6 protein-coding genes and 1 pseudogene are annotated in these 11,636 nt (G+C 62.7%); 6 read left to right on the top strand and 1 reads right to left on the bottom strand.

The features are described 5' to 3' along the window. From ettA to G391_RS0100020, 4 genes and pseudogenes are all read left to right on the top strand, one after another. The gene (gene ettA, locus G391_RS0100035) at nucleotides 1-1,668 is read left to right on the top strand and encodes an energy-dependent translational throttle protein EttA (protein WP_029085703.1); all 1,668 of its coding nucleotides are present in this window, start codon (nucleotides 1-3) and stop codon (nucleotides 1,666-1,668) included. Nucleotides 1,669-1,783: 115 nt separating this feature from the next. After that, nucleotides 1,784-3,706: a M10 family metallopeptidase gene (locus G391_RS13285; protein ID WP_084169072.1), complete on the top strand. Its 1,923-nt coding sequence runs from the start codon at nucleotides 1,784-1,786 to the stop codon at nucleotides 3,704-3,706. Between the two features lie 44 nt (nucleotides 3,707-3,750). Then, a pseudogene (locus G391_RS15520) lies at nucleotides 3,751-3,924 on the top strand (energy-dependent translational throttle protein EttA); the annotation flags it as partial. 84 nt (nucleotides 3,925-4,008) lie between these two features. Next, the gene (locus G391_RS0100020) at nucleotides 4,009-6,693 is read left to right on the top strand and encodes a calcium-binding protein (RefSeq protein ID WP_029085701.1); all 2,685 of its coding nucleotides are present in this window, start codon (nucleotides 4,009-4,011) and stop codon (nucleotides 6,691-6,693) included. Nucleotides 6,694-6,723: 30 nt separating this feature from the next. Here G391_RS0100020 and G391_RS13280 read toward each other — a convergent pair whose 3' ends face one another. Next, nucleotides 6,724-6,933 carry a hypothetical protein gene (locus G391_RS13280; protein WP_156893802.1) on the bottom strand — a complete coding sequence of 70 codons (210 nt, stop codon included), beginning with the start codon at nucleotides 6,931-6,933 and terminating at the stop codon, nucleotides 6,724-6,726. A gap of 146 nt (nucleotides 6,934-7,079) precedes the next feature. Here G391_RS13280 and G391_RS13275 point away from each other — a divergent pair, with 146 nt between their 5' ends. Next, nucleotides 7,080-9,083: a M10 family metallopeptidase gene (locus G391_RS13275; RefSeq protein WP_169719078.1), complete on the top strand. Its 2,004-nt coding sequence runs from the start codon at nucleotides 7,080-7,082 to the stop codon at nucleotides 9,081-9,083. A gap of 178 nt (nucleotides 9,084-9,261) precedes the next feature. Beyond that, nucleotides 9,262-11,636 (top strand): calcium-binding protein (locus tag G391_RS15885; protein ID WP_029085700.1); only part of this gene is annotated, 2,375 nt, incomplete at its 3' end.

The raw sequence follows: 11,636 nt of genomic DNA, 5'->3' as shown, positions 1-11,636 counted from the left end.
ATGGCCGCGCAGTATATTTTTCAGATGCAGGGCCTGACCAAGGCCTATCCCGGCGGCAAGAAGGTGTTCGAGAACATCTGGCTGTCGTTCTACCCGGACGCCAAGATCGGCGTGGTCGGGGTGAACGGCTCGGGCAAGTCGACGCTGCTGAAGATCATGGCGGGGCTCGACACCGAATTCTCGGGCGAGGCGCGCGCGGCCGATGGCGTCAAGCGCGGCTATCTGGAGCAGGAGCCGCATCTCGATCCGGCCCTGAACGTGCGCGAGAACGTCGAGGCCTGGTGCGAAGAAAAGCAGTGGGTCAAGCGGTTCAATGAGGTCGCGGCCGAAATGGCCGAAAACTACACCGACGAGCTGATGGAGGAGATGACCGCCCTCCAGGAGAAGATCGACGCCGCCGATGTCTGGGACATCGACAGCCGCATCGATCAGGCCATGGACGCCCTGCGCTGTCCGCCGGACGAGAGCGGGGTAGAGAAGCTGTCCGGCGGTGAGAAGCGCCGCGTGGCGTTGGCCCGCCTGCTGCTGTCCAAGCCCGATATGCTGCTGATGGACGAACCGACCAACCACCTGGATGCCGAGTCGGTGGCCTGGTTGCAGCATCACCTGGAGGCGTTTCCGGGCTGTGTGATCCTGGTCACCCACGATCGTTACTTCCTGGATCAGGTGACCAAGTGGACGCTGGAGCTGGACCGCGGCAAGGGCCACCCGCACGAGGGCAACTATTCGTCCTGGCTGGAAGCCAAGCAGAAGCGCGTCGTTCAGGAACAATCGGAATCCGAAGCCCGCCAGCGCGCGCTCACCCGCGAACTGGAGTGGGTGCGTTCGGGTGCCAAGGCCCGTCAGGCCAAGTCCAAGGCCCGTCTGGCCGCCTATGAGCGGATGGTCGAGGAACAGGAGCAGCAGCGCGGTGCCCAGACCTATGCCGTGATCCAGATCCCGCCCGGACCGCGCCTGGGCAATGTGGTGCTGGAGGTCAACGGTCTGGAGAAGTCCTACGGTGACAAGCTGCTGTTCAAGGACCTGACCTTCAAGCTGCCGCCCAACGGCATCGTCGGCGTCATCGGGCCGAACGGCGCGGGCAAGTCGACCCTGTTCCGCCTGATCACCGGCCAGGAACAGCCGGACGCCGGCACGCTGAAGATCGGCGAGACGGTCAAGCTGGCCTATGTCGATCAGTCGCGCGATGACCTGAAGGCCGACGAGAATGTCTGGCAGGCCATCTCGGGCGGCACCGATGTGATGATGGTCGGCAAGCGCGAGATCAACAGCCGCGCCTATGTCGGCAGCTTCAACTTCAAGGGCGGCGACCAGCAGAAGAAGGTCGGCCTGCTGTCCGGCGGTGAGCGCAACCGGGTCCATCTGGCTAAGACCCTGGCGACGGGCGGCAATCTGATCCTGCTGGACGAGCCGACCAACGACCTGGACATCGAGACGCTGCAGAACCTGGAAGAGGCTCTGGAAGAGTTCGCCGGCTGCGCCGTGGTCATCAGCCACGACCGCTGGTTCCTGGACCGCCTGGCGACGCACATCCTGGCCTTCGAGGGCGACAGCCACGTCGAATGGTTCGAGGGCAACTTCGAAGCCTATGAAGAAGACAAGAAGCGCCGCCTGGGCACCGATGCGCTGATCCCGCACCGGATCAAGTTCCAGAAATTCGGGCGGTAGGCTGAGCGGGCGCGGTGAAGCCTTGCGGGGGCCTTTGACCTGCGCACGAGTCTGATCGCCAAAGGGGATAAACCTCGTCATACTACAGGGACAACGCCCTGGATGAGGTTCAGCCATGTCGGGAACTCAAGACGGGAGCGGTCGTGGTGCTCCGCCACCGCCAGGTGGCAACCAGGCCGCAGTCGCACCGCAGGCCGAGCCGAATCCGACTGCAGATGAAGCAGAAGCCGGCTCCGGTTTTGAAGCTCCAAGCAGCAAGAACGATGACGTAAATGCTGTGCTTTGGGGCACCCGCTGGCCGGGTTCGTTGGTGACGTTCTCCTTTCCAGACAACGCCGGCGACATTACCGACTACGGTAACGTTGCCCAGAAGCGCGGCCAGCGGTTCCTGGAGGGCTATGCTCCGCTTTCGGAGGCCTATCGCGACGCTGTCCGAAAGGCCCTGGTTGGGAAGGCCAAGGCTGACCCGGGGGCCGCTCCCGCATTTGGCTCGGTATCCGAACTCACTCAGCTGACGCTTCAAGAGGTGCCGCGAGGCGAAGGTCAAATGCGGCTTGGTTTCTCCCCAGGAGAGCCCATCGGTTGGGGCTATAACCCCGACGAGGACGGGGCAGGAGGAGACGTCTTCTTCAACGAAGAGCGGGCAATAACACGAACGGAGCCTGGCCTTGGTAACGAAAGCGGAATGCTGGTTCGTCACGAGATCGGCCATGCGCTCGGACTTGCCCATGCACACGAGGCATTCAAGTCATCGGGAATAGCCTTAAGGGGCGAACACGATTCCCCCGAATACACGGTGATGACCTATCGCAGTCATGTCGGGAGCGGCGTCGCCGGCTACACCCTGGAGGCGGGAGGCTACCCTCAGACCTTCATGATGCTGGACATCGAGGCGCTCCAATATCTCTACGGTGCCAACTTTACGACGCGTGCAGAGGGCAATCGCTATAGCTGGAGCCCGTCGACGGGCGAGATGTCGATTGACGGTGTTGGCCAGGGCGCGCCCGTAGCCAATCGTGTCTTCATGACGCTCTGGGACGGTGGCGGCGAGGACACCTACGACCTTTCAAACTACGCCAGTTCGGTGAAGATCGATCTGAGGCCAGGCGAAGCGAGCGTTCTGTCCGATGAGCAACTGGCCGTTCTGGGGCCGGGCAGGAAGGCCGGCGGCAATGTGTACAATGCCCGTCTCTACAAGGGTGACGAACGCTCATTGATAGAGCGCGCGATCGGCGGATCCGGCGACGATACCCTGATCGGCAATCAGGCCGTCAACAGGCTCTCGGGCGGGGCTGGGAATGATTTTCTGGTTGGAGGCGGCGGCCGCGCCGACATTCTTGATGGCGGCGACGGCATCGACACGGTCGACTACTCGGACGCTGAGGGCGGCGTGACCCTGCGGCTCGATGGGGTGGCGGTCGTGGGCGAAGCCAAGCGCGACATCGTGATCCGGGTCGAGAATGCCGTGGGATCGGCCCATGCAGACGTTCTGATCGGCGATACCGCTGACAATGCATTGTCCGGCGGTGGGGGCGACGACAAGCTCTCGGGGGCCTTCGGCAATGATGTGCTGCATGGGGGCACCGGCGACGACATCCTTGATGGCGGGTCGGCTCAGGCCTACCTCCCGGTCGGTAGTCGACAGGACGCCGACAGGCTTCACGGTGGCGAGGGAAATGACACCCTGTTCGGCAATCAGGCCGATGACGTCCTGTCGGGCGATGCAGGCGACGACACCTTGAAGGGCGGCGAGGGGGCCGACCTGTTTGTCTTCAACGGCGCGTCTTGGGGGCACGATGTGATCGTCGACTTTAGGTCGGACCCGGTTAGCGGCGACCGGATCCAGTTCACCACCGATCTCTTTTTGGATTTCCCTGCGGCCTTGGTCGCGGCAACTGACACGCCCGGCGGCGTCGTGATTTCCACAGGGGAGGTGTCCCTGCGTTTGGCCAATATCGCCAAGGCGGACCTCAGGGCGGAGGACTTCGTCTTTGCGGCACCGGCGTCATCGAACGATGATGGCCGGGATGAAGCGTAGGCGGCCGAGAAGGCGCAAGCGCGCATCTACTGTGCGATGGTCGTAACGACCGTTGGTTCCTGGATCGTCTGGCGACGCACATTCTGGCCTTCGAGGGCGACAGCCACGTCGAATGGTTCGAGGGCAACTTCGAAGCCTATGAAGAAGACAAGAAGCGCCGCCTGGGCACCGATGCGCTGATCCCGCACCGGATCAAGTTCCAGAAATTCGGGCGGTAGGCTGAGTGGGCGCCCCCCGCGCAATCCTCTCTGTGATTTGTCAGATGACGGCGCTATGTTGCTGATCTCAGGGAGAGAGTCCGCGTGCCGACATATTTTGGGACCAGCGCGTCCGAACAGATCACCGGCACCGAACTCGCAGATGAGATTCACGGTGCCGGCGGGGATGACCAGATCGCGGGCGGTGGCGGCAACGACCAGCTGTACGGCGATGAAGGCAACGACGTCATCCATGGCGGTGACGGCGACGACACCATCTATGGCGGGGTCGGCAACGACATCCTGACCGGTGGGGCGGGCGCGGATTCCGTCCATGGCGGTGCGGGCGACGACGGCATCCTGATTACCGACCACGATCTGATCTGGGGCGAGGACGGCAACGACCTGTTCGAGATCGACGTCTTTGCCACGGGCGAGGGTGTGGTGATCGACGGCGGGGCGGGCAGCGACTGGCTGAACCTGAACACGACGAACGCGAGCTACATCGTCCGGCTCGACGGTGCGGCGGGGACCGGAACCGGCATCCAGGCCTCGAACCTCGAGCGGGTGACGCTGGGGTCGGGTGGCGGCATCGTCTATGGCGGCGCGCGCAACGACTATATCGAGGTCGCCAACGGTGGGGCGCTGACGGCCTACGGCGCGGACGGGAACGACACCCTGATCGGGCGCGGTATCGGCGACCGGCTGGAAGGCGGCGCGGGCGATGACCTGATCTATGGCGGGCCGACGTCGAGCCAGCTGGACGGCGGCACGGGCCGCGATATCCTCGACTTCAGCCGCCAGTTTGGCGTGACGATGGATCTGGGCGGCGCGCACGCGACCACCATCGTCGGCTTTGAGGAGTTTCGCGGCACCGCCTCGGGCGATGTGCTGCGCGGCGGGGCGGCGGCCGAGACGATCCTGGGTGGCGACGGCAATGACGTCATCGAGGGCGGCGGCGGCGACGATTGGCTGGTCGGCGGCGCGGGCATGGACACCCTGTCCTATGCGCATGCGAGCCAGGGCGTGACAGTCAACCTGAACCTGACCACCCAGACCAACGCCGGTCTGGGAACGGATCACACCGAAGGCTTCGAACAGGTCGTCGGCTCGGCCTTTGACGACGTTCTGACCGGCAATGCCGGGAACAACATCTTCACCGTCGGCGGTGGCAACGACCGGATCGAGGGGGGCGACGGCTACGACGAAGTCTATCTCGACGACTCGATGTGGCAGTGGACGGTCGACAGTCTGACCTGGGACGGCGAGGTCTATCGTCTGTTCCGACGCGACGGCGGTGTGGATGTCCTGACGGGCATCGAGGCCCTGGTGGTGGCTGGGCGCCAGCCCATCCTTCTGTCGAGCATCGGCCTGACCCTGACCGGAACGGACGAAGCCGACACCATGACCGGGACGATGGCGGGTGACCGGATCTTCGGTGGCGCAGGCGATGACGTTCTGGATGCCGGCGGCGGGGCCCAGGGCGGGCGGGACTATCTGTACGGCGAGGCCGGCAACGACCGGCTGATCAGCTATGGCTATGCCGAGCTTCAAGGCGGCGACGGCGATGATGTGCTGGTCGGCTCAAGGGGCGTGCCCGAAGACCAATGGAGCCAGACGTCGGACTTCCTGTACGGCGGGGCGGGGGACGATGCGTTGCACGTCTACAAGGACGGCACCCAGGTGAACGGCGGCGAGGGGAACGACACCCTCTACTATGACGGCGACGGAACCTATCGCTTCAGGCTGGACTCGGCGGAGCGATTGATCCTGGGCGGGACGGCGAATTCCTCCGCGACGGTTCAGTTCGGCTTTGGTTTCGGCGCGGGTGCCGACATGACCGGCAACAGCGGCAACAATAGCCTGACCGGCGGCATGGCCGATGACCGGCTGGACGGCGGCGACGGCAATGACGTGCTGGCGGGCGACGGCGGCTACAACACCCTGTTTGGTGGTGCTGGGGACGATGTGCTGGATGCCCGCAACGGCCATATGACGGCTGACGGCGGCTCCGGCGTCGACACGGCGGTCTTCTTCGACAACCTCGGCGATCATGCGATCGAGATCGTCGAGGGCACCCTTCGGGTCAGCTATCAGGGGCAAGGGCTTCCCCATGAGCTGAGCAACGTCGAATTCCTCCGGTTCGGCAATCTGACGATCACCGCCCCGACCGCGGCCCTGAAAGGTACGGAGGGGGCTGACACCCTGACGGGCACCGCCGCGGCAGAATTCATCTCGGGTCTGAATGGCAGTGACGAGCTTCGCGGCGAAGGCGGTGCCGATACGCTGCTGGGCGGTGGCGGCTCAGACCGGCTGATCGGCGGGGACGGAGACGATCTTCTCGTCGGGGGCTGGGACAGCGACTATCTCGAGGGTGGGGCCGGCGAGGATACGGCAGTGTTTTCGGGCCGGATGAGGGACTACACGATCCGCATCGAGGCGGGCCAGACGATTGTGATCGGCGCTGATGGCAAGGACGTGCTGGTCGGGGTCGAATTCCTGCGCTTCGACGACGGGATCTATGACCCGACGATGGTGATTTGCTACCCGCCGGGGGGCGAGGCGGCGATGCAGAACGGCAAGGGCGAGACGCCCCAGGTTCTGCCCGATGACCTCGGAGGCCCGCTCGCATGGGACGATGGGCCGGTGGTCGGTGAGGCGGACGCGGGTGCGGTCACAAAGGTCGATGCCGTTACCTTTGATCTGGGTACGATGGACCTGGCGCTGCGACCCTGGGACCGCGGGATGTGGGGCCGTTCAGAGCCCGTCCACGACGACTGGATCGTCTAGGGACGGGGCGTCGGTCGCCGGCGCGGACGACTAGTCGGTCGGCGGCAGATCCTGAGCTTCGGCACGGCGTGCCCGAGCTTCGGCTTCTTGTGCCAGACGGTGCGTGGGGTGACGGGCCGCAAAGAGGCGATAGGCAGCGGCGGTTCCGGCCCGTTCGGTATCCTGGAACTCTTCCAGGACGGCGATTTCGCCGTCTCGAGCAGGTGCCGCTGGACGGGCGCCGGTTGAATTCTCAGTCAATTGAGGTGCGCCGGAGAAGGGCCCGCAGGCCGTCAACATGGCAAGGAGGGCAAGCCAGCCAAACCGAGAAGCCGTCATTATCGTCTTGCTGAGTCCAGCAAAATGTCCTCACATGCCAACAATAACATGACTATATGGAGATGGCCATGTACGCGGTTCGTGAGGGGGATGACGAGGCCGATCTGTTGTATTGGCCGGCTCAAAGTCGGTTCTACGGCTCTGAGTTCAGAGCCCCCACCGGGCCCGATCGACCGCAGTCGCTGACAGTCGTTCCGATTACCCTGACAGGGATCATCTCTGTCGACGCCCTGTTCTCGACGTACGCCTGGGGCGATTCCAGTCTCACCTTCTCGTTTCCGACCGCTGCTGGCGATTATACGGATTACACAACCGGGCAATTCCGCCTGGACACGTTCACGCCGCTGACGCTGGAATTCCGCGAAGCCATTCGGCAAATCCTCGGCGGCGGCACCCTGGAAGGGGGGGCTGCGACTTTCAGCTACGGGTCGATCGCCAGTTTCACCAACTTGTCCTTTGTGGAGGAAACGGGCGGTGCCGGCACCATGCGCTATGGATTTTCCGATGGCTACCCGACGGCATGGGGCTATCAGCCTAGCGCGGCGACCGGCGAGCGCGGCGACACCTTCTTCAATGAAACCTATATGGGGTATTACCCGACACCAGTTCCGGGGAGTTACACTTGGCTGACGGCGATCCACGAGATCGGCCATAATCTGGGATTTAAGCATGCCCATCAGGGCGGGGCATCTGGCCTGGTCGTGCCGGAACCCTTCGACACGCTCGAATATACGGTCATGACCTACCGCAGCTATGTGGGCGCGTCAGGGGCGAACTACTTCAACGAACAGTTCGGCTATCCGCAGACGTTCATGATGATGGACATCCGCGCGCTCCAACATCTGTATGGAGCCGATTTCACCACCCACGCGGGTGACACCGTTTATACGTGGAACCCAAACACGGGCGAAATGTCCATCGACGGGGTGGCGCAGGGAGCGCCGGGAGCCAACCGAGTCTTCCTGACGATCTGGGACGGCAACGGCAACGACACCTACGATTTTTCGAACTACGACAATGGCGTCTTTGTTGATCTATCCCCCGGAGCGACGAGCACGATCTCTAGTGTCCAGCTGGCCAATCTGGGCCATGGAAATTTTGCGCGGGGCAATGTTTTCAACGCCCTGCTCTACAACGACGACCTCCGATCGCTGATCGAGAATGCCGTCGGCACCGCGCACAGCGACGTTCTGGTCGGAAACCAGGCTGACAACGTCCTGACCGGCGGTGACGGCGATGATCTGCTGATCGGCGGGATCGGGGCGGATCACCTTATCGGCGGCAATGGCTTTGATACGGTGAGCTATCAAGGCTCGACTGTTGGGGTTCACGTCGACATGAGCAGGGTCGCTCTTGGTGACCCAGCCGGCGATCAGGGCGATGCTTCGGGCGACATCTTGGATTCCATCGAGCGAGTTCTGGGATCATCACGAGCGGATGAGCTTTGGGGCAGCGACGGAACGGACATTCTTTCCGGACAACAAGGAAACGATGAACTCCTCGGTAGGGCGGGCGATGATCAGCTCTCCGGCAATGAGGGGCTCGATATCCTCTACGGTGAAGCCGGCGACGACGTGCTCAGCGGCGGTTGGGACGATGACATCCTCGATGGTGGCGAAGGGTACGACATTGCCGATTTCGCCGGCTTGAAGAGCGACTATGTCTTCTATTGGGAAAACGGCGTGCTCATCGTTTCCGGCCCGGACGGCAAGGACATTCTCGTCAATATCGAGATGTTGCGATTCTACGACGGCGAGGTGGATCCGCTCCAGGTCATCTGCCCGCCGTTTCTGGCTCCTGGCGGGGCGGAAGCAAAGGAGGCCGGGCCACTGATCCTTCCCGGCTTCGTCGAGGCAGGGAAGGCTGATGAGCCATTCGATCCGCTGGTTCTGCCCGGCGGTCTGGAGGGCAAGGCCCAGTGGGATGGCGGTCCGGTGGTCTGTGTGGGGGACGCGTACGCTGTTGTACCGTCCGATACCGGTTTGTTTGACCTGGGCACGATGGACCTGACCGTGCGGCCCTGGGATCGCGGTGCGTGGGCCCAGCCGACCCACGACGACTGGATTGTCTAGAAGCGAACCGCTTGAGCGAGCGGGCTGATTTGTTGACATATTTCAACGATGAGCGGTCGCAAAGCCGGGCAAGCCCCATGTGAGAGATCGTCTCACATTGTGAAACCGCCGTTATTTGACTTGCCAAGCAGTGACCCACTGATACCCATTTACACCGAGATCAGACGGAGTGAGTGGGATGCCGGTTGTAACGGGAACGAGCGGTCAGGATCAGCTGGTCGGATCCAGCTCTGACGACACAATCTCCGGCCTTGAAGGTGCCGACTACATCCAAGGCCTTGAGGGTAACGACACCATCTACGGAGGGGATGAGGACAGCAACCAGCCGATTGGCTACTTCACCGGCGATCTGATCAATGGTGGCGAGGGGAATGACCTCGTTTATGCGGGTGGGGGCAATGACTATGTCGTCGGCGGGATGGGTGCCGACATCATCTACGGAGGCGATGGGTCTGACTTCCTGGCGGGGTACGGCGGCCTCGCGATCATCAGACAAGTTCCGGTCTCAGCTAACTTTCCCTTGGGCCTGACATTCGATTTTCTAGGCTGGGCCTTTCAGGACGACGCTCAGGTCGACCTGATCAACGGGGGAAATGGCAATGACCGTGTCTATGCAGGGATCGGTGACCTGGCAGATGGCGGGGACGGAACCGACGATCTCAATGTCAGCTTTGCAAGCCGTTCATCGGGGCTGAACATCAGTCTTGAGGCCGATTGGCAGTCTCAATTGTCGTTCCTGGCCAGTGCGACATTTCAGAACTTTGAAATCCTGGCCGGACTGGCTCTCACCGCGCACAACGATGTGTTCTCGGGCGACGCCCTGTTTATTATCGGGGGGTACGGCAGTGACACGATTACCCTCGGTTCCAGGGTCTTCGGTGGTGGGATACGCGAAATCGCCACCGCCAACCACCGGATCGACGTTGCCACCAACGGGATCCTGAATGGACGTCTGGACGATGGGGTCCAGGACACGGTGACGGGCACGTCCGAAGTCGAGTCGTTTCACTTTGGCTTGTATGACCACATCAACGGGGGAGCCGGCTCAACCAATGACAGTGCTTCGGTCACCCTTTTTGGTTTGCTATCGGGCGTAAATCTGAACCTCAGCCTCAACGCGGACTGGCAGGGGGCCTTGGCGGCGATAACGCAGGGGTCGATCACGAACATCGCCCGGCTCCAGCGACTGCACCTGACGCAATATGATGATGTCGTGGTTGCGCCGACGGCAGCCGCCTCTGCCTCGTCTATTGAGTTGCGGGGCTATGAGGGGAACGACAATCTTACCGGCACCATCTATGGCGACACCCTTTATGGTGACGAAGGCGATGATGTCCTTTCCGGCGGTGACGGCAATGACACCCTCTTTGGCGGCTCGGGTGCCGACCAATTGCAGGGCGGCGATGGGACAGATACCGCCTCCTATCTGAGCGCTGCGGGTGCCGTCACGGTCTCGCTGGCGTATGGCGGTGGGTATCGTGGCGAAGCCGCGGGCGACACCCTGATCTCGATCGAGAACCTCATTGGCTCGTTGTACAATGACGAGCTGACGGGGAACTCGGGGGCCAATATTCTCAACGGCTATCTTGGGGATGACATCCTTTCCGGGGGTGCCGGCGCCGATACGCTGATGGGCGGTGATGGCACTGACACTGCCGACTACCTCGGCTCAGATGCGGGCGTTAGCATCAATCTATCTACTGGAGCCGCAGCCGGTGGCCACGCCCAGGGCGACGTCTTGACCGGCATCGAACGGATCTACGGATCGCTCTTCGATGACTCCCTGACGGGCGATGCCGGAGCCAACAGGCTTAGTGGTGATGACGGCGATGACCGCCTCTATGGCGAGGCTGGCGATGATGAACTGGATGGTTGGCACGGTGCCGATTTTCTCGATGGCGGCGCCGGAGCGGACGTTCTCGCCGGGGGCGACGGCAACGACGACCTGCACGGCCGTGACGGTAATGACCTGGTTCTAGCGGGAGCCGATAACGACACTGTTTGGGGGGAAGAGGGCGACGACGTCCTTTATGGTGAGGGGGGGAGCGATTCCCTCAATGGAGGGATCGGGCTTGACCGCCTCTACGGCGGTGCGGGGGTCGACCAGCTCGTCGGCGAAGCGGGCGACGACATTCTTCATGGCCATGAGGGGGATGACCGCATTTACGGTGGAATTGGCAATGACCAGGCTTTCGGCGGTGCCGAGAAGGACGAAATCTACGGAGATGAGGGCAACGATGTCCTCTACGGCGATGCCGGCAATGACATCCTCCAGGGTGGTGCAGACCATGACACGCTGTACGGGGGTGTCGGCTTTGACGAACTGTTTGGCGGAGAGGGTACCGATACGCTTTACGGCGGCGATGACCGTGACGGTCTGTACGGCGGCAACGGCGCGGACCTCCTGTACGGGGACGCCGGCAACGATGTGCTGAACGGCAACGACGGCGATGACACCCTGTACGGGGGGCTCGGCTTTGACGAGATGTACGGCGAGGGCGGCAACGACATCATGTACGGCGGCACCGAGCGCGACGGCCTGTATGGGGGGCT

The organism is Brevundimonas aveniformis DSM 17977 (assembly GCF_000428765.1).
In the GTDB taxonomy this organism is placed as follows: Bacteria; Pseudomonadota; Alphaproteobacteria; order Caulobacterales; family Caulobacteraceae; genus Brevundimonas; species Brevundimonas aveniformis.
This window is presented reverse-complemented; position numbering and strand designations above follow the sequence as displayed.

What these genes read in the sequence shown, in the direction of transcription:
- ettA (WP_029085703.1), top strand. Translation starts at nt 1, where the DNA reads ATGGCCGCGCAGTATATTTTTCAGATGCAGGGCCTGACCAAGGCCTAT.
- G391_RS13285 (WP_084169072.1), top strand. Translation starts at nt 1,784, where the DNA reads ATGTCGGGAACTCAAGACGGGAGCGGTCGTGGTGCTCCGCCACCGCCA.
- G391_RS13275 (WP_169719078.1), top strand. Translation starts at nt 7,080, where the DNA reads ATGTACGCGGTTCGTGAGGGGGATGACGAGGCCGATCTGTTGTATTGG.